A 19330-nucleotide genomic window follows, 5' to 3' on the forward strand; every position below is an offset into this window, starting at 1 on the left:
GTGACACCATGTGGTGGGCTTGCACCTTCGAAACCCCTTCAGGAGAACCACCATGGCGCAACCCGCGCTATTCAAGCCGATCCAGGTACGTCGCCTGGAGTTGCCCAACCGTATCGTCATCGCACCCATGTGCCAGTACTCGGCAGAGGACGGCCGGATGACCGATTGGCACCAGATGCACCTCGGCCAGCTCGCCATGTCCGGCGCATCGCTGCTGACGATCGAGGCGACGGGCGTGCTGCCCGAAGGCCGCATCAGCTGGGGCGACGTCGGCCTGTACGACGACGCGACCGAGGAAGCGATGCGGCGCACCCTCGAAAGCGTCCGCCGCTGGTCGCACACCGCGATCGGCATCCAGCTCGGCCACGCGGGGCGCAAGGCATCCACGGAGGTCCCCTGGGCGGGTGGGCACCAGCTCCCGCCGGACGATCCGCACGGGTGGCAGACGGTCGCGCCATCCGCCGTACCGTTCAACGAGGGCGACGTGACCCCCGTGGCCCTGGATCGCGAGGGCATGGTCCGTATCCGCGATGCCTTCGCGGCGGCGGCGGTCCGCGCAGCGCGCCTGGGCCTGGATTTCGTCCAGCTGCACGGCGCGCACGGTTACCTGTTGCACCAGTTCCTCTCGCCCTTGTCGAACCGGCGCACCGACGAATACGGCGGCTCGTTGGAGAACCGCATGCGGTTCCCGCTCGAGGTCTTCGAGGCGGTGCGCGCGGCATTCCCCGTCGACCGTGCGGTCACCATGCGCGTATCGGCCACCGACTGGGTGGAAGGCGGCTGGGACCTGGAGCAGACGATCGCCTTCGCCAAGGCGCTGGAAGCGCGTGGCTGCGATGCCATCCATGTTTCCACCGGCGGGCTCCACCCCGCGCAGCGCATCCCGGTCGGCCCGAGTTACCAGGTGCCGTTCGCGCGTGCCGTGAAGCAGGCGGTGAAGATGCCCGTGGTGGCGGTCGGTCTCATCACCAGCCCCGAACAAGCCGAGGCGATCGTCGCCACGGGCGACGCGGACATGGTGGCACTGGCGCGCACGATCCTCTACGACCCCCGCTGGCCTTGGCATGCGGCGGCCGAGTTGGGGGCCACCGTGCTCCCGCCAAAGCAGTACCTGCGGTCGCAACCGGCACGGCACCGTCACCTGTTCGGCGTCGATGGGCCGGTGGGGCCGACGGCGTCGTGGGAGCGCGACGAGAACGGCGCGTACTGGTGAGGTGACGGAGCGGCTGCGACAAGATGATGCAAGTCGTCCTGTCGCAGCCGTCGTTACACTGGGTGCTCCCTCCAGCAAGGAGCGCGAGCATGGCGGCGCCCATTCCCCCGTTCACGCACGAAACCGCCGTCCAGAAGGTCCGCCTGGCCGAGGACGGATGGAACAGCCGCAACCCCGAGAAGGTGGCGCTGGCGTACACGCCGGATAGCCGCTGGCGCAATCGCGCGGAGTTCGTCAACGGACGGGCCGACATCGTCGCCTTCCTCACCCGAAAATGGGCGAAGGAGCATGAATACCGCTTGATCAAGGAACTCTGGGCCTTCACCGGCGACCGCATCGCCGTGCGTTTCGCCTATGAATGGCACGACGACAGCGGCAACTGGTTCCGGTCCTATGGCAACGAGAACTGGGAATTCGACGACGTGGGCGAGATGCACCATCGCTACGCCTGCATCAACGACTTGCCGATCAAGGAAAGCGAGCGCAAGTTCCATTGGCCACTCGGCCGCCGCCCCGACGACCATCCGGGGCTGTCGGATCTCGGCCTCTGATATCTTCCCCGGCTTGCGTGGACACGAGGCCGACGATTCATGAGCAAAGAACCCAAGCGTTGCGCCTGGGCGGGAACGGACCCGCTATACCTGGAATATCACGACATGGAATGGGGCGTGCCACTGCACGACTCGCGCATGCTGTGGGAGCAATTGATGCTGGAGGGTTTCCAGGCCGGCCTGTCGTGGATCACCATCCTGCGCAAACGGGAGAACTTCCGAAAGGCGTTCAAGGGATTCGACCCCGCCAAGGTCGCCCGCTTCGGCGAGAAGGACATCCTGCGACTACTCGACGATCCGGGAATCGTCCGCTCGCGGGCCAAGATCGAGGCCACGATCGAGGGCGCGCGCATTTATGAGGACATGAGCGCCCGTGGAGAGGACTTCGACCGTTATTGCTGGTCGTTCACCGGCGGCAAGGTGCTGCGTGGGGATGGCCGTACGGTACAGGCGCAGACGCCGCTCTCCGTCACCATCTCGAAAGACCTGAAGAAGCGCGGCTTCAAGTTCGTGGGACCGACGATCACCTATGCCTGGATGCAGGCGGTGGGAATCGTGGACGATCATGCGCTGGGGTGTTTCAGGCGCTGAGGGGGACATCGCGGACAGGGTCCGCTCCCACCAGGCATGCTTATGGAAAGGTTCGGTCCCACCAGGGCATGGGTACGGTGGGGTCCGCTCCCACTGGCGCGGGGCTGGTGGCGTAGAATTCCCCGTTCCGCATACCGGGTTGCCGCCTTGCTTCCGACCGACGCCATTCCGTCCGCCAGCCACGCCATGTTCGACGAGGCCGATCGCGCGTGGATGGCCCGCGCGCTCGAACTGGCCGTGCATGCGCGCGATGCCGAAGGCGAGGTACCGGTCGGCGCCGTGGTCGTGCTCGATGGCGTAGCGGTCGGCGAGGGCTGGAACCGGAACATCACGCTCAACGATCCCACCGCGCATGCGGAGATCCAGGCCCTGCGCGCGGCGGGCGAGACGCTTTCGAACTACCGGTTTCCCGGGGCCACGCTCTACGTCACCCTGGAGCCGTGCGCGATGTGCGCGATGGCGATGGTGCACGCGCGCATCGCCCGCGTGGTGTTCGGGGCCACCGATCCGAAGACCGGGGCGGCAGGCAGCGTTTTCGACACCCTGGTGTCGCCCCGGCACAACCATCGCGTCGAGGTGACGGGTGGCCTGGAAGCCGAGGCGGCGGGCGATCTGCTGCGCCGCTTTTTCCGCGACAGGCGCTAGGCGTACGGCGCCAGTGCTTCAGCGCAGGAGCGCTCGATCTTCAGCGAGATCAGGCCGTCGGCTCGCGTCACGCCAAGGTTCACCGAGGCGATGGGCAGGCCGCGGCGCGATGCCTCGAGCACGAACCGGTAGCCCGAATAAACCATCAGCGACGAGCCCACGACCAGCATGGCATCGGCCCGGCCCAGGTGCGCCCACGCGGTGTCCACGCGGGCGCGGGGCACGTTCTCGCCGAAGAAGACGACGTCCGGCTTGAGGATGCCGCCACACACCGTGCAGGGCGGAATGGAAAACGCGGAGAAATCGACTTCATCGAGATCGGCGTCGCCGTCCGGCGCGATGGTGGCCTGCAAGGCCATCCACGTGGGGTTGGCCTCTTCCAGGCGCGATTGCATGGCCTCGCGCGTGGTGAGGTCGCCGCATTGCATGCAACGCACGCGATCGAGCCGGCCATGCAGGTCGACGACATTCAGGCTGCCGGCTCGTTCGTGCAGGCCATCGACGTTTTGCGTGAGCAGCAGTTCGATGCGGCCCGCGCGCTCCATGGCGGCCAGGGCGCGATGCGCCACGTTTGGCGCGACACCGGCGAAGTGGCGCCAGCCGATCATGCCGCGCGCCCAATAGCGAGCCCGCGCGGCAGGCCCGCTCATGAATGCCTGCAACGTCATCGGCGGACTTCGTTTCCACGCCCCGCGGTCGTCGCGATAATCGGGAATGCCCGAATCGGTGCTGATGCCCGCGCCGGTCAGGACGAACAAGCGAGGATACGCGTCGACGAATCCGCGCAGCGGGTCCGCGATGGCGGTGTCGAGGGAGGGCAGGGTACTCACGACCCGGGACTATAGCCCATCGGCCCGGCGTGTTCCCGAAGGGCCTGCAGCACCTGGCCGGCATCGTCGGCGAAGCGCAGGATCGCCTGGTCGAGGTAGCGGTTGCGCCCTTGCCCGAGCTCCCGTTCGAGCGCCAGCCCCACGCAGGACAATTCGGTGGCCTCGGCCATGCCGAGGGCGCCCGATACCCTGTGCAGCCAGGTTTGCAGGTGGCCGGTTCCCGGCTCGCCGAGCAGCGCCCCGAGGCCGGCGAGGTCGCTGCTCAGCGCGCGGTCGAGTGCGGCGATCACTTCCCGCAGCGCGTGTTCGCCACCGAGCGTGGAACGCAAGGCCTCCACGTCGATGCGTGGTGGCACGCGCGGCCGTTCGAAGGCGAGTTCGACGATGATCCGGTTGCCGATGTCCGCGTCCCATTCACGATGGACCACGCCGCCGACGGCGGCGACCATCCTCGCCACCTCGTCCAGGCAGGCATGGTCGTCCGCCGTGGGCCTGTGTTCGTCGGCCACCGTGAAATGCACGATCTGCGTCGCCGCGTCGTCGCCGACGACGTCCACGTGTAGCGCGACATACCGTGTACAGGCATGGAGCGCGTGTTCCAGCAGCAGGGACAGCGCACGGCCAAGTGCGGAAAACGGACCGTGCAGGTCGCCGTCGAGCGCCGGGTCGATCTCGAAGTCGAGCCGGATGCCGCGTACGAGCGCGTCCCGCGCGTAGTGGCGGCCAACCCTGCCCAGTAGTTGCGGCAGGCTGGTGCTGGCCTCGATGCGCCGTCGTGAAGCGACGGTCCCGCGGTGCTTCCACCATGCGGCGATGCGATGCAGGAGTGGCATCGGAAGGCGCGATGTGCTCAACTCTGCGGCCCGCCCACGATGCTCCAGACCGGCACGTGGGTGGTTGGACAAGCAAGAAAGGATGGATCACTCATGGTCTACCGCGTCATTCTGGCGGACGATCACCCCGTCGTGTTGAAGGGCCTCAGCCTCGCCCTGGCCAAAGACGGCCTCGCGACGGTGGTAGGCGAAGCCCAGTCGCCGGCCGAACTCCTCGACCTGCTCGCAGTGACGCCCTGCGACGCGCTGATCACCGATTTCAGCATGCCCGCCCCGGGGCAGGATGGTCTCGTCCTGTTGCACGAGATACGCCGGCGACATCCCACGCTTCCGGTGATGGTGATCACGACGTTGGCCAATCCGGCGTTGTATCGCGAAATCATCGGGACAGGTGTGCTCGGCCTCATCGGCAAGTCCGGCGACACCCGGGAAATTCCCGAGGCGTTGATGGAAATCCTGTCGAATCATGTCTACCTCGGTAGTTCGGTGCGCGATCTGGTCGCCACGCCACATGGCGAGCCACTGGGCAAGTCCGGGACGCTGGCCGACCTTTCACCGCGCGAACTGAAGATCCTGCGGCTGTTCGCGGCCGGTAACAGCGTCACCGATATCGCCAAGGCGACCGGGCGTGGATTGTCGACCGTCAGCCAGCAGAAATCGAACGCGATGCGAAAGTTGCGACTGGACACGGATGCCGAAATTTTCGAATACATCGAGCGGCTGCGCTTGTGATGCGCCATCGCCAGGCACAACGATAACCATCGCCGGACGCGACGGACATGGAAGATTTCTTAAAACACGTCGTATGCTTGGGGACCGGATCCCAGGAGAGCCATGGTGAGTGCCAAGATCAGCCCACTCGCGGGAAAGCCCGCGACGGAGAGCCAGCCTGTCGACGTGGCGGCCTTGCTCGCCGCCTACCACGACCTCAAGCCCGAGCCATCCGTGCCCGAACAGAGGGTGGTCTTCGGCACGTCGGGTCATCGGGGGTCTTCGTTCGACCGTTCATTCAATGAATGGCACGTGCTGGCCGTGGTCCAGGCGATTTGTGAATATCGTGCGAAGGATGGCGTCGATGGTCCGGTGTTCGTCGGCATCGACACCCATGCGTTGTCCGGTCCGGCTTTTGAAAGCACCCTGGAAGTGCTGGCCGGAAACGGCGTGGAGACGCAGGTATCCGCCGGCGGCGAGTTCACGCCGACACCCGCGGTGTCTCACGCCATCCTGGTCCACAACCGCGGCCGCGACACCGGCCGCGCGGATGGCATCGTCATCACCCCGTCGCACAATCCGCCCGACAGTGGCGGTATCAAGTACAACCCCCCGCATGGCGGTCCCGCGGATACCGACGCCACCTCGTGGATCGCGGCGCGTGCCAACGCCTTGATCGAAGGCGGCCTGCGCGAGGTGAAACGCATTCCCTTCGCCCAGGCCCGCAAGGCCGGAAGCACGCACGAATTCGATTTCCTGCAACGCTACGTCGGCGACCTGGACGACGTGCTCGACCTGGAAATCATCCGCGCGAAGGGCGTGCGCATGGGCGTCGATCCGCTCGGTGGCGCGGGCGTCCATTACTGGAGCGCGATCGGCGAGCGCTATGGCCTGAACCTCACGGTGGTGAGCGAGACCGTCGACCCGACGTTCTCGTTCATGTCGCTCGACTGGGATGGCCGCGTGCGCATGGACCCATCGTCCTCGTATGCGATGCAACGGCTGATCGGCCTGAAGGACAAGTTCGACGTGGCCTTCGCCTGTGACACGGACCACGACCGGCATGGCGTCGTCGCGCCGAGTTCGGGCCTGATGCAGGCCAATCATTATCTCGCGGCCGCGGCCTGGTATCTGTTCCAGAATCGCCCCGGCTGGCGTGCCGACGCGGCCATCGGCAAGACCGCCGTGAGCACCGCGCTGCTCGACCGCATCGCCGGGCACCTGGGCCGCCCGTTGCGCGAGGTGCCGGTGGGCTTCAAGTATTTCGTCGCGGGCCTGTACGACGGCAGCCTCGGCTTTGGCTGCGAGGAGAGCGCCGGCGCGTCGTTCCTGGCCAAGGATGCGTCGGCATGGTCCACCGACAAGGACGGCATCGTGGCGGCCTTGCTTGCCGGCGAGATGACGGCTCGCCTCGGCAAGGACCCGGGTGAGTTGTATTCGGACATCACCAGGCAGCTGGGCGAACCAGCCAACGCGCGCATCGACGCCCCGGCCAACCATGCGCAGAAGGCGAAGCTGTCGAAGCTGGCGCCGGAGCAGGTCACTTCCCGGACCCTCGCGGGCGATCCGATCGTCGAGGTGACCAACAAGGCGGGCGGCCAGGCCATAGGCGGCATCAAGGTGATCTCGGCGAACGGCTGGTTCGCCGCGCGTCCGTCGGGCACCGAGGACATCTACAAGGTCTATGGCGAGAGCTTCCGCGGCAAGGAGCATCTGCAGACCGTCCTCGCCGAGGCCCAGGCGATGGTCGACCGCGCTCTTTCCGGCTGATACCGAGGTTCCGATGTCCAACGACAACACGCCGATCAAGGTCCTGGTCGGCTCGCGCAATCCGGTCAAGATCGGCGCCGTGCGTAACGCGCTGGCGCCGCTGTTCCCCGGCCGCCTGGTCGAGTGCGAGGGCATGCACGCGCCTTCGGGCGTTCACGACCAGCCCATGTCCGCCGCGGAAACCCGCGAGGGCGCGATCAATCGCATGAACTTCTGCCGGCAGCATGGCGAGGCCGATTTCTACGTCGCGCTGGAAGGCGGCGTCGATGTCACCGAGGATGGTCCCGGTACGTTCGGCTATGTCGCCATCGCGAACGGTGTCGACGTATCGGTAGGGTGCAGCGCGTGGCTGCCCCTGCCGCCTGCGGTCTACGAAGCCCTGCTCGAAGGCGAGGAACTCGGCGACGTGATGGACCGCCTGTTCGACACGGTGAACATCAAGCAGCAGGGCGGCGCCATCGGCCTGGTCACCAACGGCCATGCGACACGCGAGAGCGCGTACACACAGGCGATGGTGCTGGCGATGGCGCCGTTCCTCCATCCGGAACTCTACGGGCTCCGGCCTGCCGTCTGACCGCCCTGCGTCAGCGCATGCCGCCCGAGGCGATGATCAGTTCGCCGGTGATCCAGCGCGCGTCGTCCGAGGCCAGGAAGGCGACGATGGGGGCGATGTCGTCCACCTGGCCGACACGGCCGAGCGGCGTCTGGCTGACCGCGAAGGCCTCGAAGTCGGAACCCTCGATGCCTGCCGCCTTCACGCCTTCGGTGATCACCATGCCCGGGTTCACCGCGTTCACGCGGATACCGCGCGGACCCAGTTCGCGGGCGAGCACGCCCGTGATCGCGTCCACCGCACCCTTGGTACCGGTGTAGACGGCGCTCTCGGGCGGCGTGATGCGGGTGGCGGTGGAACCGATGTTGACGATGCTGGCACCCTTGTCCAGGTGCTTCACGGCCGCTTGGGTGACAAGGAGCGTGCCGAGCACGTTGATGTCGAAGGTGCGGCGGTACAGCTCCTCGGTCGTCACCTCGATCGAGGCGAACTCGTAGACGCCGGAGTTGTTCACCAGGACGTCCAGACGGCCGAAATGCTCGATGGTTTTAGCGACGAGGTTTTCCGCGTCCGCTTGCTTGGAGACATCGCCACCCACGGCCACGGCCTTGCCACCGGCCGCCTCGATCTCGGCCACGACCTTGTCGGCGCCGGCCTTGCTGGAGGCGTAGTTCACGATCACCGATGCGCCTTCGGCCGCCAGCGCCTTGGCGATGCCCGCGCCGATGCCCTTGGATGCGCCGGTGACCAGTGCGACCTTGTCTTTGAGCTTGCTCATGTTGATGTTCCTTGGACTAAGTGAGAGTCCGCCCAACGGGCGGTCGGCCCCGATGTGGGGCCCTGCACCGATCCATGGGGACGAGGGCGCGCGGGCTGTCATACCTCCCGGCTCATAACACTTATGCCGCCAAGGCAATGGTGATTGGGAAAGACGTACTTGAAAGGCGCGAACGGCGCCTTATTCATGTTCCGGTCGAGGTGACGGCAGCATGCCGCCCACCCAATCGCCATCGGAATCCCCACATGAACAGTTCCACCGCGCTCGAACCCGTAGATTCTTTCGATTACGTCATCTTCGGTGCCACAGGCGACCTCACGATGCGCAAGCTGTTGCCTGCGCTGTACCGGCGTTTCGCCGAAGGGCAGGTTCCCGCCGATTCGCGCATCGTGGGTACCGCACGCTCACCGCTGGACGACGAGGGCTACCGCGAGCGAGCACGCCAGGCGCTGCGCGAGCACGTGCGAGCCGACGAACTCATCGACGGGACGGTGAACCGCTTCCTGCGCATGGTTCACTATGTGAGCCTCAACGGCGCCGAATCCACGGGTAACTGGGAGGGACTGAAGTCCCTGCTGGCATCGAATGTCGCGGCCGACAGGGTGCGCGTCTTCTATCTGGCCACGGCGCCGGACCTGTACGGCGACATCGCACGCAACGTGGCGGAGAAGGGACTGCGCAGCGAGTCGTCGCGCATCGTGCTGGAGAAGCCGATCGGCACCGACCTGGAAACGGCACGCAAGGTCAACGAAGGCGTAGGCCGCTATTTCCCCGAGGGGAGCATCTTCCGCATCGATCACTACCTCGGCAAGGAAGCCGTGCAGAACATCATCGCGCTGCGTTTCGCCAACCCGATGCTGGAACGCATGTGGGATCGCGACTCCATCGAGTACGTGCAGATCACTGCCGCCGAGACCGTCGGCCTCGAAGGCCGGGGCGGTTACTACGACGGGTCCGGCGCGTTGCGCGACATGATCCAGAACCACTTGTTGCAGGTGCTCACGGTGGTCGCCATGGAACGTCCCGTGTCGCTCGACGCCGATGCGCTGCGCGACGAGAAGGTGCGCGTACTGAAATCGCTGAAGCCACTCGATCGCCACAACTTGCGGGCGAACGTCGCGCGCGGCCAGTACGTGCAGGGAACGGCAGGCGGAAAGCCGGTGCCTGCCTATCGCGAGGAGCTGCCGGGCGAGACGCCCAGCAACACCGAGACCTTCGTCGCCTTGAAGGCGGAGATCGACAATGCCCGTTGGCGTGGCGTCCCCTTCTACCTGCGTTCGGGCAAGCGCATGCCCGAGAAGCTTACCGAGGTGGTCGTGCAGTTCCGGGCGGGCGAGCCGGGCCTGTTCGGCGAGGCGCGGCCGGGCAGCCGCCTCGTGATCCGCGTGCAGCCGAACGAAAGCGTCACCTTGCCGCTGTTCGTCAAGCATCCCGGCAACAGCTTCGGCCTGGACGAGGTCGACGCGTTGTCCCGGCTCGGTGAGCCGGACCGCATTCGCTACCGCGACTCCTACGAGGGGCTGATGCTGGACGCCGTGAAAGGCAGTCCCGCGTTGTTCGTCCGCAAGGACGAGACCGAGGCGGCCTGGCAGTGGGTGACGCCGATCCTGGAAGGCTGGCGCGAGGACGAGAACGGTCCCGACACCTATGAAGCCGGCACCTGGGGCCCCGATTCGGCCCGCGAGCTGCTGCGCCAGGCGGGTCACCAGTGGGTCGAGGACATCGCCGCCTGAAGGGCCTCCGGCCGCCTGTCCCATTGCATCCAAGACGGGCGGCCGCATTATGTGGAGAGTGCCGGGAAGAGGGTCCCCGAGCCCCATTCCCAGGCAACCTTCCTTCCCCTGGAGGCCTCCATGTCCGAGTATCGCAAGACCCCCGAAGCGTTGGCGAAGTTGACCCCCGAGCAGTTCCGGGTCACCCAGCAGAGCGGCACCGAGCGGCCGTTCCACAACGAGTTCCACGACAGCCACGCGCCGGGCATCTACGTCGACATCGTCTCGGGTGAACCGCTGTTCTCCTCGCTCGACAAATTCGACAGCGGCTGCGGCTGGCCGAGCTTCACCCAGCCACTCGAAAACGAGCATGTCGTCGAGAAGCAGGATGTCAGCCACGGCATGGTCCGGACCGAGGTCCGCTCGACCCACGCCGACAGCCACCTGGGCCATGTCTTCCCCGATGGCCCGCGCGACCGCGGCGGCCTGCGTTATTGCATCAACTCCGCCTCGCTGCGCTTCATCCCCCTGGCCGACCTGGAGAAGGAGGGCTACGGGCAGTACGCGAGCCTGTTCGCCGACGCGAAGGGAGGTGTCGCATGACCGCGCGCGCCATTCTCGCCGGCGGTTGCTTCTGGGGCATGCAGGACCTGATCCGCAAGCAGCCGGGAGTGATCTCCACCCGCGTCGGCTATACCGGCGGCGACGTGCCCCATGCCACCTATCGCAACCACGGCAGCCACGCCGAGGCGATCGAGATCGAGTTCGATCCGGACAAGCTGAGCTACCGCAAGGTGCTGGAGTTCTTCTTCCAGATACACGACCCGACCACGCTGAACCGGCAGGGCAACGATCTGGGCGAGAGCTATCGCTCGGCGATCTTCTACCTCGACGACGAGCAGAAGGCCGTGGCCGAGGACACCATCGCCGACGTGAACGCCTCCGGCCTGTGGCCGGGCAAGGTGGTGACCGAGGTGGCGCCGGCCGGACCGTTCTGGGAAGCCGAGCCCGAGCACCAGGATTACCTGGAGAAGTACCCCAACGGATATACCTGCCACTTCATCCGGCCGGACTGGGTATTGCCCCGCCGCGCCACTTGACCCGGCAGCACCCCCGGCTCTGGTATAAGAGCCGCGGGGTGCTGGCAACGCAGGGGGCGGGCAAGGCATGGAGAGTGCGATCGGTAAGGGATCTCGACCGTCCTGGCGGCATGGCCACGGCGTGTGGCCCTGGCTCGCCCTGCTCGTCGCCATCGGCGTGCTGCGCGCCACCAACCGGTATCTCGTCGACGTCGCCAATGGCCATCCGTCGCTCTTCGCGCCGAAGCTGATCGACGAACTCACCGGCTCGCTGAGCTTCGGCGTCTTCCTGCCGGCACTGTTCCTGATGCTGCGGCGCATGCCGCGTACCTGGCTTGCGCACGCGGGCTTGTTCCTCGCGCTGTCGATCGCCCAGACCAGCTTGATGATCGCCTTTCGCCAGCTCGTGTTCGGTGCGGCCGGCATGCCCGAGTTCGCTTATTCGCCGACGCACTGGCGCTACCTGATGGAGATGCCGACGCAGCTGTTCTTCTACGTGGTGATCGTGGCCGGGGTGTGGCTGTTCGACCGCTACAGGGAGGGGCAGGCGCGGGAATTGCGCGCCGCGCAACTGGAGTCCGCATTGTCCGAGGCGAGGTTGGACGCCTTGCGCCTGCAACTCAACCCGCACTTCCTTTTCAACACGCTCAACGCCGTGTCGGAGCTGATGTACGAGCGGCCGCGCGTGGCCGACGAAATGCTTTCACGTATCGGTGAGTTGCTGCGCAACACGTTGTCCGCATCCAGCCATGAGCACAGCCTCGCCGAAGAATGGCGCCTGGTCTCGTTATACACGGACATCCAGCGCGTTCGCTTCGGCGACGGGCTGGACGTGCAGGTCGAGGCGAATCCCTCGCTCGACGACCTGCGGATTCCCTTCCTGCTGCTCCAGCCGCTGGTGGAGAACGCCATCGAACACGGCGGCTCCGGCGATGGACGGCGCGTGCGCGTGGATGCCTCGCGCGAAGCCGGCCGGCTCACCGTTCGCGTGCGCGATGACGGCGGCGGTGCCATGGCCCGGCCGGGGCACGGCATCGGCCTGGGCAATGTCGGGGCGCGGCTTCGGCACCTTTATGGCGAAGAGGCGGGGGTACGGCTCGAGCCAGTGGTCGGCGGCGGCAGCGTCGTCAGCGTCTGGCTGCCGGCCAGGCGCTGGGAGGTCGCATGAGCCTGCGCGCGGTCGTGGTCGACGACGAGGCTCCCGCACGGGCCAAGCTGCGTCGCTACCTCGCCGAAAGCGAGGGCGTGCAATGGATCGGCGAAGCGTCCGATGGCCGTGAAGCGGTGAGGTTGATCCAGCGCGACCGCCCCGACGTGGTCTTCTTGGACATCAGCATGCCCGGCCTCGACGGCTTCGCCGTCTTGCAGGCGTTGGGCGATCCGTTGCCGGCGGAGATCGTCTTCGTCACAGCGCACGACGACCAGGCGGTACGCGCGTTCGAGGTGCATGCTTTCGACTACCTGCTGAAGCCGGTGGGACCGGAGCGCTTCGCCCGTGCGTTGGCGCGCTTGCGCGACAAGGTGGCACCCGCGCTCGGGATAGCGGGACGCGTGGAGGGCCTGCTAGGGGACGCGCCGCCTCCGCAACGCTATCTGGATCGCCTGCTGCTGCCCAGTGGCGATGCCGCCGAACTGGTGCGCGTCGAGCGCATCGACCGCATCGAATCCGACCGCAACTACCTGGACGTGTATGTGGACGGCACGGCCCATCGGCTGAGGGGAACGCTGGACGCGATGCAGGGTCGCCTGAATCCCCGTCAGTTCGTGCGGGTGAACCGATCGGCGATCGTCCGTCTCGACGCGGTGCGCGAGGTGCAGCCCTGGCCCGACGGCGAACGGCGGCTCCTGTTGGCCGACGGCGCGCGAGTCACCTGGACGCGCCGCTACCTGGCGAACCTGCCCGAAGGCCTCTCCCTCGGGGCCTGAGCTTGGCTCCGCTTCCTGTCGCCGCATCCTTCCTGGCCGGGATTCGTCCCCGGCACTCCTGGCTTCGTCCCTGGCGGCACCTGCGGGCGGCACGCGCCGCTCCACACTCCGTCCACCTGTCGGAGATCAATCATGGCGAAGAAAGCCCTTGTCGCTGCCGGAATCCTTGTCGCGCTCGGCGCCGTGGGATGGGCGGTATTCCGTCCGGATCAGGCGCTGCGTGTCGCCGCGGGTGTCGCGGCCCACCACGTCTGTTCGATGACCTTCGTGGGGAATCAGGACCCGAAGCGGACGTACGACGAACTGGTGACGCCGATGATCGGCGATACCGCCGCCCGTCTGCTCACGCCGCATGTGTCGCGAGATCCGGCTGGCGTCGAGGTTTCCGGGCCGTTCCGGTCGCTGGCCCGCGCCGAGTTCGTACCCGGGTACGGTTGCCGCCTCGTCTTGCCCGGCAACCGCCCGCTGCCCGCCGATGCGACGAGCCATGCCGTGGCGGTTGCCGATGGATTCGCACCGGCCGATGTCGTCGCCGCCACGCAACCCGCGATCGCCGCCGCGGTGGACCGTGTCTTCCGGGACGCACCGGGCAAGCCGCCGAAGCGCGTGAAAGCGGTCGTGGTGGTGAAGGATGGCCGCGTGATCGCCGAACGCTATGCGCCTGGATTCGGCGTGCACACGCCCTTGATCAGCTTTTCCGTCGCCAAGTCGTTCACCAATGCCTTCCTCGGCATCCTCGCGCGGAAGGGCAGGCTGCGCGCGGACCAGCCCGTGGACGCGCCCGAGTGGAAGGCGCCGGGCGACGCACGCGCCGCGATCACGATCGAAGACCTCATGCGGATGCGCAGCGGGCTCGCCATCGAGGAAGCCGAATCGGCCTTCAGCCCCGTGGCGAGGATGGAATTCCTGCATGCCGACATGGCGGGATTCGCCGCCGCGCAACCGGCGAAGGAGCCGCCGGGCTCGTCCTTCGAATACACCTCGGGAAACACGATACTGCTCGATCGCCTGCTGGGCGAGAAGGTGGGCGGAGGTCCCGCGGGGCTTCGCGCGTTCGCACGGCGCGAATTGTTCGATCCGCTGGGCATGGGCGAGGTCACCATGGAATTCGACGGACGAGGCAGCTTCGTCGGTTCCACCTACGTGTATGCCAGCGCCCGCGACTATGCGCGCTTCGCCATGCTCTACCTGAGCGATGGCATCGCGCCGGACGGTAGGCGGCTGCTTCCCGAAGGCTGGGTCGGCTGGTCGCGAACCTCCACGCTGGGAGCCCCTTACGGCGCCGGCTTCTGGACCAACGACGGCCCGAGCGACCTGGCCCGCCGACGCGTCGAGGGTGGCTTCCCCAAGGACGGATTCTTCGCCAGCGGCACCATGGGCCAGCGCATCTACATCGTGCCGTCCGAGCATCTGGTGGTGGTGCGCTTCGGTTACTCCGCGCCGCCCGACTACGGCATCGTCGACGACGTGGGCCTGATCGAGGCGGCCATCGCGGCCACGCGGTGAGGAAGCCGGGTCAGCCGACGGCTTCGGAGGAGGCGAGGGACAGGAGTTCCGGCATGCGGTCGATCACCGCCACCGCGCCGGCACCGTGCAGGTCGAGCGACTTGCGATAGCCGTAGCTGACCAGGACGAAGTCCATGCCCGCGTCGCGCGCGGCGAGCACGTCGCTCTCGGAGTCGCCGACCATCAGGCTTCGTCCGATCGGCACGCGCGCCTCGTCGGCGAGGTGGCGCAGGGGCACGCCGCTGGGCTTGCGCTCGGGCAAGGTGTCGCCACCGACGATGCCGTCGATGTAAGGCAGCATGCCGCGTACCTCCAGCAAGGGACGCACGAATTCCTCGTTCTTGTTCGTGCATACCGCCAGCTTCACACCCCGCGCGTGAAGCGCCTTCAACGTCTCGACCACGCCATCGTAGGCGATGCCGTCGAGTGCGGTTTCCGCGTAATGCGCGAGGAAACCCGGCATGACCTCGTCGATATCGGCGTCGCTTCCCGCATGGCGGAAGGCATAGGTGATGAGCTTTCGCGAGCCCTCGCCGATCCAGCCGGTGACCTGGCTCGTGTCGTAGGTGGGCAGCTTCCAGTCCCGCAACGTGCGGTTCACCGATTCGGCGATGTCGGCCGCGCTGTCGACCAGCGTGCCGTCGAGATCGAAGATGACGAGGGAGTAGGGGAAGGACAAGGCACCGCTCCGCGCGAAAGACAACGATTCTACGCCTTCTGCGCCGCCAGCCCGTGGCCGAGCAGGGCCACGGCGTGTCGCGTGATCTCCTCCGGCCCGATGTGCTTGCGCAGGGGGTCGTCCTTCCATTTGCGCAGCGCGGTCATCGGCAACACCGTCAGGCTGAGTACCGAGGTCATCAGCAGGACGGGGTCCAGCGCCTTGTTCAGCCGGCCCTCGTCCTGCCAGCGGCGAATGGCCGTGACCAGGGCGGCCTGTCGACTCGCCTTGACCCGCTTGCGCAGGTGCTGCTTGAACAGGTCGTGGTCGTTGAGCAGCTCGCCGAAGAACACGGGGCCCATCCACGGATGTTCGGCGGCAAGCTCGACGAAACGTTCCGCGAGCCGGGCGAACGCCGCCGCCGGGTCGTTCGCGTGCGTCTGGAAGATGTCGTCGATCCGCGCTCGCATCGGCGCGATGTGTACGTCGAAGATGGTGTCGAACAGTTGCTCGCGCGTCTTGAAGTAGTAGTGCACCGCGGCGGGCGTCATGCCGGCGGCACGTGCGATCGCGGCGAGGGTGGTCGCGGTGTAGCCCTGTCGCGCATACAACTCCAGCGCGATGCCGACCAGCCGTTCTCGCTGGTCCGGGCCGTCGGGGTGGGAGGGTGGACGGCCCGGACGGCGAGCCTTGCGGGGGGAAGTAGTGACCACGGTGTCTCCGGAATCGATGACCGCATGGATACCATGAATGGCCCGGCATTTGACCGCATGCGGTGACGGGCATATATTAACTCACCACTTAATTAATTGCAGGCGGCGCGCCGTGACGACCGAAACAGCCCAGGATGCCGCGGCGACGCCGGCCAGCATCGCCGCGCCCGATCCCGTTCCCGTCGCGCCAGCACCCGTTCCGTCGCTGCGCCTGCTGTTCGTCGCCCTGATGCTGGTGATGTTGCTGGCCGCCCTCGACCAGACCATCGTCTCGACCGCGTTGCCGACCATCGTGGGCGAGCTGGGGGGCTTGAGCCAGTTGTCGTGGGTGGTGACCTCGTACCTGCTCACCTCGACGGTGGTGGTGCCGCTGTATGGCAAGTTCGGCGACCTGTTCGGTCGCAAGATCGTCCTGCAGGCCGCCATCGTGATCTTCCTGCTAGGTTCCATCCTGTGCGGGCTCGCGCAGGACATGACCCAGTTGATCCTGATGCGTGCCTTGCAGGGCTTGGGTGGCGGTGGCCTGCTGGTGGTGACCATGGCGTCGATCGGCGACGTGATCCCTCCGGCCGAGCGCGGCAAGTACCAGGGCTTGTTCGGTGGCGTTTATGGACTGGCCACGGTGATCGGCCCCTTGCTCGGCGGCTTCATGGTCGACCACCTTTCGTGGCGCTGGATCTTCTACGTGAACCTGCCGTTGGGCGTGTTGTGCATCGCCGTGATCGCCGCGGTGTTCCATCCTCACGTGCGCCACGTCCGCCATACGATCGATTACTGGGGCGCGGGCTGGTTGGCGCTGGCATTGAGTTGCCTCATCCTGTTCACCACCGAGGGAGGCACCACGCTGCCGTGGGATTCGGCGCAGTTGTGGTTCATCCTCGCGTTCGCGGTGGTCGGCGTGGTCGGTTTCATCTACGAGGAAAGCGTGGCGGCGGAGCCGATCATCCCGTTGCACCTGTTCCGCCACCGCACCTTCCTGCTCAGCAGCCTCATCGGATTCTTCGTGGGCACGGCGTTGTTCGGTTCCACGACCTACCTGCCGCTGTACCTGCAAGTGGTGAAGGGCGTGTCGCCCACTGGTGCGGGCTTGCAGTTGTTGCCGCTGATGGGTGGCGTGCTGGTCAGTTCCATCGCGTCCGGGCGCCTCATCAGCCGGTTCGGCCGGTACCGTGTGTTTCCGATCCTCGGCACGCTGATCGCGGGGATCGCCCTGGTCCTGCTGGGCACGGTGCGCGACAGCGATCCGCTGTACCTGATCTACCTCTATGCCGGCTTTCTCGGCCTCGGCCTGGGCATGGTCTTGCAAGTGTTGATCCTCGCCACGCAGAACAGCGTGGAGGCGAAACACCTCGGCGTGGCGACATCGGGTGTCACCCTGTTCCGTTCGATCGGGGGTTCCATCGGCGTGTCGGCGTTCGGCGCCATCTTCAGCAATGGATTGCAGTCGCGATTGAACGACGTGATGCCCGAGGGTCCCCGCACGCCGCGCTCCCTGGGGCCCGACGCGGTGCGCGCGCTCCCGCCGGCGATCCACGACCGCTACCTCCACGCCTTCGGCGCCTCGCTGCACACGGTGTATCACGTGGCGGCGGTGGTCATGGCGGTGGCGTTCGTCCTGGCGTGGTGGCTGCGCGACGTGCCATTGCGCCGCGCGCACTGACGTGTGGGGGTCGGCTCCCACCAGAGCGGGAAGGTCGGCTCCCACCAGAGCGGCTCCTACCAAAGGGGTTGCCACTGAGCTGGGCTGCCGCCTTGAAGGGCTTTCATGGTGGAGTGGGTGTGCATTTCCGGCAGGGATGATGGGCAGACGCTATTCACGGCCATCGGGCGACGTAGTATCGATCGGCCCATCGCCGCGGCGCTTGGGTTACAGCGTTATTCCTTACGATCAAACCCCGTGCGATCCACCAAGGAGTCATCCGCTATGACGAACAACGCTTCGCAGTCCCACGATGCATCCACGAAGACCCGTGCCTTCGCCCGCCTCAGCGCCTTCGAGGTGGCCGCGGTTCCCGAGGACGACAAGGGTGGCCTGTTCCTGACCATCTACACCGATCCTGACCGTCCGGAACCGGAAATCGGCATCATCGGCGGCTGATACGTACGCATCGTCCGACCCCGCGCCCCGCACTCGCGGGGCGCATCGTCATGGGAGGTTCCATGCGTCGTCCCCTGATCCTCGCTCCTTCGAACGACCCACATGCGTGCGCACTGGCATGGGCGATCCGCCAGCAAGGCGTCGAGCCTTTATGGATGCCTTCGTTACGCGCGGAGAGAGGCATCCACTACAGCGTGCGGACGGGAGGCGAGGGTACGTCGTTCAGCGATTCGCTTCTGGCCGGCGACAGCATCGGGTCGGTATGGAACAGGCGGCTGCATGACCCTGTGCCCGACTGCGCGGAGGAAGACAGGAACTTCGCCACGTGGGAATGGAAACTGTTCCAGCGTAATGTCTTCAGTCTCGAAAGCACCTACGGCGATGCCTTGTGGGTGAATGGGCTGGCGGCATCGCAGCGGGCGGAGTTGAAGCTCGTGCAACTCGACACCTGCCGGCGCCTGGGTATTCCGTTCCCGGAGACATTGGTGACCACCGATGTCGCCGAGGTGGAAGCGCTGACCCGGCGGTGCGGTACGGTCGTGTTCAAGAGTTTCCTCGTGCACCAGTGGCAGGAGCGCGCGAGCGGCAGGATGCACGCCGTCGGCGTCACGCTGCTCAACGGCGACAGCGAATTGCCCGCGGAGGCCATCGCGGTCTGTCCAGGCATCTACCAGCGTTACATCGAGAAGCGCCACGATGTGCGCGTCACCTTCATCGGCGATCGCGTGTTCGCGATGAGCCTGGGCAAGGCGCAGGGCGACGCGTATATCGACTGGCGGGGCCAAGGCAAGGATCCGGCCTTCCGCGCGGAGGCGATAGCCTTGCCTGCGGGGGTTGAAGCGAAGCTGCGCACGTTCATGCGCGAACTCGGCCTCGTGTTCGGATGCATCGATCTCGCCGTCGACAAGCAAGGGGATTTCCATTTCCTCGAAGTGAACCAGGCCGGCCAGTTCCTGTTCGTCGAGGATTTGCTGCCCGAATACCCGGTGTTGCAAAGCATGACCGCCTTGCTCGTCACCGGGCGCACCGATGCGTCCATCGATGCGTTGGCGCCTGTCTCGATGGAGGCCTTCTGGCAGTCGGACAGCTATGCGGCCTTGCGCGCCGGCGTACGGACGAACCTGCCGGAACGGTCCCTGTTCACGCTGGAATAGGCGACGCGG

At 66.5% G+C, this 19330-nt stretch carries 21 protein-coding genes; 16 read left to right on the forward strand and 5 right to left on the reverse strand.

Annotated elements, in window-relative coordinates; genetic code table 11:
* The first annotated feature begins 52 nt into the window (after positions 1-52).
* From ACR9Y6_RS05175 to tadA, 4 genes are all read left to right on the forward strand, one after another.
* Complete coding sequence (locus tag ACR9Y6_RS05175) at positions 53-1213, forward strand: NADH:flavin oxidoreductase/NADH oxidase (protein ID WP_481280312.1); 1161 nt, start codon at positions 53-55, stop codon at positions 1211-1213.
* An 89-nt stretch (positions 1214-1302) separates the two neighbouring features.
* On the forward strand, positions 1303-1764 hold the full coding sequence (locus tag ACR9Y6_RS05180; RefSeq protein WP_481280313.1) for a nuclear transport factor 2 family protein: 462 nt from the start codon (positions 1303-1305) through the stop codon (positions 1762-1764).
* A gap of 39 nt (positions 1765-1803) precedes the next feature.
* Positions 1804-2355, forward strand: coding sequence for a DNA-3-methyladenine glycosylase I (locus ACR9Y6_RS05185; RefSeq protein WP_481280314.1), 552 nt, complete (start codon positions 1804-1806; stop codon positions 2353-2355).
* Positions 2356-2541: 186 nt separating this feature from the next.
* Positions 2542-3000: a tRNA adenosine(34) deaminase TadA gene (gene tadA, locus ACR9Y6_RS05190; protein ID WP_481282694.1), complete on the forward strand. Its 459-nt coding sequence runs from the start codon at positions 2542-2544 to the stop codon at positions 2998-3000.
* On the opposite strand, the gene ACR9Y6_RS05195 is transcribed toward tadA, so the two are convergent.
* On the reverse strand, positions 2997-3821 hold the full coding sequence (locus ACR9Y6_RS05195) for an NAD-dependent protein deacetylase (protein ID WP_481282695.1): 825 nt from the start codon (positions 3819-3821) through the stop codon (positions 2997-2999). The genes tadA and ACR9Y6_RS05195 overlap by 4 nt on opposite strands.
* A 5-nt stretch (positions 3822-3826) precedes the next feature.
* Entirely contained in the window at positions 3827-4663 is an 837-nt protein-coding gene (locus ACR9Y6_RS05200; RefSeq protein WP_481280315.1) for a hypothetical protein, read from the reverse strand.
* A gap of 93 nt (positions 4664-4756) precedes the next feature.
* On the opposite strand from ACR9Y6_RS05200, the gene ACR9Y6_RS05205 reads away from it, so the two are divergent.
* The 3 genes from ACR9Y6_RS05205 to yjjX all read left to right on the forward strand — a co-directional run bounded on the left by ACR9Y6_RS05205 (position 4757) and on the right by yjjX (position 7718).
* Entirely contained in the window at positions 4757-5395 is a 639-nt protein-coding gene (locus ACR9Y6_RS05205) for a response regulator (RefSeq protein WP_481280316.1), read from the forward strand.
* 102 nt (positions 5396-5497) lie between these two features.
* Complete coding sequence (gene pgm / locus ACR9Y6_RS05210; protein ID WP_481280317.1) at positions 5498-7144, forward strand: phosphoglucomutase (alpha-D-glucose-1,6-bisphosphate-dependent); 1647 nt, start codon at positions 5498-5500, stop codon at positions 7142-7144.
* Between the two features lie 13 nt (positions 7145-7157).
* Entirely contained in the window at positions 7158-7718 is a 561-nt protein-coding gene (yjjX, locus tag ACR9Y6_RS05215) for an inosine/xanthosine triphosphatase (RefSeq protein ID WP_481280318.1), read from the forward strand.
* Positions 7719-7728: 10 nt separating this feature from the next.
* On the opposite strand, the gene ACR9Y6_RS05220 is transcribed toward yjjX, so the two are convergent.
* Entirely contained in the window at positions 7729-8475 is a 747-nt protein-coding gene (locus ACR9Y6_RS05220) for a glucose 1-dehydrogenase (protein WP_481280319.1), read from the reverse strand.
* 245 nt (positions 8476-8720) lie between these two features.
* On the opposite strand from ACR9Y6_RS05220, the gene zwf reads away from it, so the two are divergent.
* The 6 genes from zwf to ACR9Y6_RS05250 all read left to right on the forward strand — a co-directional run bounded on the left by zwf (position 8721) and on the right by ACR9Y6_RS05250 (position 14698).
* Positions 8721-10208 carry a glucose-6-phosphate dehydrogenase gene (zwf, locus tag ACR9Y6_RS05225; RefSeq protein WP_481280320.1) on the forward strand — a complete coding sequence of 496 codons (1488 nt, stop codon included), beginning with the start codon at positions 8721-8723 and terminating at the stop codon, positions 10206-10208.
* A gap of 120 nt (positions 10209-10328) precedes the next feature.
* The gene (gene msrB, locus ACR9Y6_RS05230; RefSeq protein ID WP_481280321.1) at positions 10329-10790 is read left to right on the forward strand and encodes a peptide-methionine (R)-S-oxide reductase MsrB; all 462 of its coding nucleotides are present in this window, start codon (positions 10329-10331) and stop codon (positions 10788-10790) included.
* Positions 10787-11287, forward strand: a complete 501-nt coding sequence (msrA, locus tag ACR9Y6_RS05235; RefSeq protein ID WP_481280322.1) for a peptide-methionine (S)-S-oxide reductase MsrA — start codon at positions 10787-10789, stop codon at positions 11285-11287. The genes msrB and msrA overlap by 4 nt, the downstream gene beginning before the upstream one ends.
* A gap of 121 nt (positions 11288-11408) precedes the next feature.
* Positions 11409-12434: a sensor histidine kinase gene (locus ACR9Y6_RS05240; RefSeq protein WP_481280323.1), complete on the forward strand. Its 1026-nt coding sequence runs from the start codon at positions 11409-11411 to the stop codon at positions 12432-12434.
* Positions 12431-13192 carry a LytR/AlgR family response regulator transcription factor gene (locus ACR9Y6_RS05245; RefSeq protein ID WP_481280324.1) on the forward strand — a complete coding sequence of 254 codons (762 nt, stop codon included), beginning with the start codon at positions 12431-12433 and terminating at the stop codon, positions 13190-13192. Before ACR9Y6_RS05240 ends, ACR9Y6_RS05245 begins: the two co-directional genes overlap by 4 nt.
* Before the next feature lie 132 nt (positions 13193-13324).
* Positions 13325-14698: a serine hydrolase domain-containing protein gene (locus ACR9Y6_RS05250; protein WP_481280325.1), complete on the forward strand. Its 1374-nt coding sequence runs from the start codon at positions 13325-13327 to the stop codon at positions 14696-14698.
* 10 nt (positions 14699-14708) lie between these two features.
* Here ACR9Y6_RS05250 and gph read toward each other — a convergent pair whose 3' ends face one another.
* Complete coding sequence (gene gph / locus ACR9Y6_RS05255) at positions 14709-15377, reverse strand: phosphoglycolate phosphatase (protein ID WP_481280326.1); 669 nt, start codon at positions 15375-15377, stop codon at positions 14709-14711.
* 29 nt (positions 15378-15406) lie between these two features.
* On the reverse strand, positions 15407-16069 hold the full coding sequence (locus ACR9Y6_RS05260) for a TetR/AcrR family transcriptional regulator (RefSeq protein WP_481280327.1): 663 nt from the start codon (positions 16067-16069) through the stop codon (positions 15407-15409).
* 112 nt (positions 16070-16181) lie between these two features.
* Here ACR9Y6_RS05260 and ACR9Y6_RS05265 point away from each other — a divergent pair, with 112 nt between their 5' ends.
* The 3 genes from ACR9Y6_RS05265 (at position 16182) to ACR9Y6_RS05275 (ending at position 19321) form a co-directional block, all read left to right on the forward strand.
* Positions 16182-17729: an MDR family MFS transporter gene (locus ACR9Y6_RS05265; protein WP_481280328.1), complete on the forward strand. Its 1548-nt coding sequence runs from the start codon at positions 16182-16184 to the stop codon at positions 17727-17729.
* A gap of 264 nt (positions 17730-17993) precedes the next feature.
* Positions 17994-18167, forward strand: coding sequence for a hypothetical protein (locus ACR9Y6_RS05270; RefSeq protein ID WP_481280329.1), 174 nt, complete (start codon positions 17994-17996; stop codon positions 18165-18167).
* Between the two features lie 62 nt (positions 18168-18229).
* A complete protein-coding gene (locus ACR9Y6_RS05275; RefSeq protein ID WP_481280330.1) occupies positions 18230-19321 on the forward strand; it encodes an ATP-grasp domain-containing protein in 1092 nt (363 codons plus the stop codon).
* Positions 19322-19330: the final 9 nt, after the last annotated feature.

This window comes from Luteibacter sp. TLI7-4A (assembly GCF_056754745.1).

Coding starts and splice junctions, on each gene's coding strand:
- ACR9Y6_RS05175 (WP_481280312.1), top strand. CDS start 53: ATGGCGCAACCCGCGCTATTCAAGCCGATCCAGGTACGTCGCCTGGAG.
- ACR9Y6_RS05180 (WP_481280313.1), top strand. CDS start 1,303: ATGGCGGCGCCCATTCCCCCGTTCACGCACGAAACCGCCGTCCAGAAG.
- ACR9Y6_RS05185 (WP_481280314.1), top strand. CDS start 1,804: ATGAGCAAAGAACCCAAGCGTTGCGCCTGGGCGGGAACGGACCCGCTA.
- tadA (WP_481282694.1), top strand. CDS start 2,542: ATGTTCGACGAGGCCGATCGCGCGTGGATGGCCCGCGCGCTCGAACTG.
- ACR9Y6_RS05200 (WP_481280315.1), bottom strand. CDS start 4,663: ATGCCACTCCTGCATCGCATCGCCGCATGGTGGAAGCACCGCGGGACC.
- ACR9Y6_RS05205 (WP_481280316.1), top strand. CDS start 4,757: ATGGTCTACCGCGTCATTCTGGCGGACGATCACCCCGTCGTGTTGAAG.
- pgm (WP_481280317.1), top strand. CDS start 5,498: ATGGTGAGTGCCAAGATCAGCCCACTCGCGGGAAAGCCCGCGACGGAG.
- yjjX (WP_481280318.1), top strand. CDS start 7,158: ATGTCCAACGACAACACGCCGATCAAGGTCCTGGTCGGCTCGCGCAAT.
- ACR9Y6_RS05220 (WP_481280319.1), bottom strand. CDS start 8,475: ATGAGCAAGCTCAAAGACAAGGTCGCACTGGTCACCGGCGCATCCAAG.
- zwf (WP_481280320.1), top strand. CDS start 8,721: ATGAACAGTTCCACCGCGCTCGAACCCGTAGATTCTTTCGATTACGTC.
- msrB (WP_481280321.1), top strand. CDS start 10,329: ATGTCCGAGTATCGCAAGACCCCCGAAGCGTTGGCGAAGTTGACCCCC.
- msrA (WP_481280322.1), top strand. CDS start 10,787: ATGACCGCGCGCGCCATTCTCGCCGGCGGTTGCTTCTGGGGCATGCAG.
- ACR9Y6_RS05245 (WP_481280324.1), top strand. CDS start 12,431: ATGAGCCTGCGCGCGGTCGTGGTCGACGACGAGGCTCCCGCACGGGCC.
- ACR9Y6_RS05250 (WP_481280325.1), top strand. CDS start 13,325: ATGGCGAAGAAAGCCCTTGTCGCTGCCGGAATCCTTGTCGCGCTCGGC.
- ACR9Y6_RS05270 (WP_481280329.1), top strand. CDS start 17,994: ATGACGAACAACGCTTCGCAGTCCCACGATGCATCCACGAAGACCCGT.
- ACR9Y6_RS05275 (WP_481280330.1), top strand. CDS start 18,230: ATGCGTCGTCCCCTGATCCTCGCTCCTTCGAACGACCCACATGCGTGC.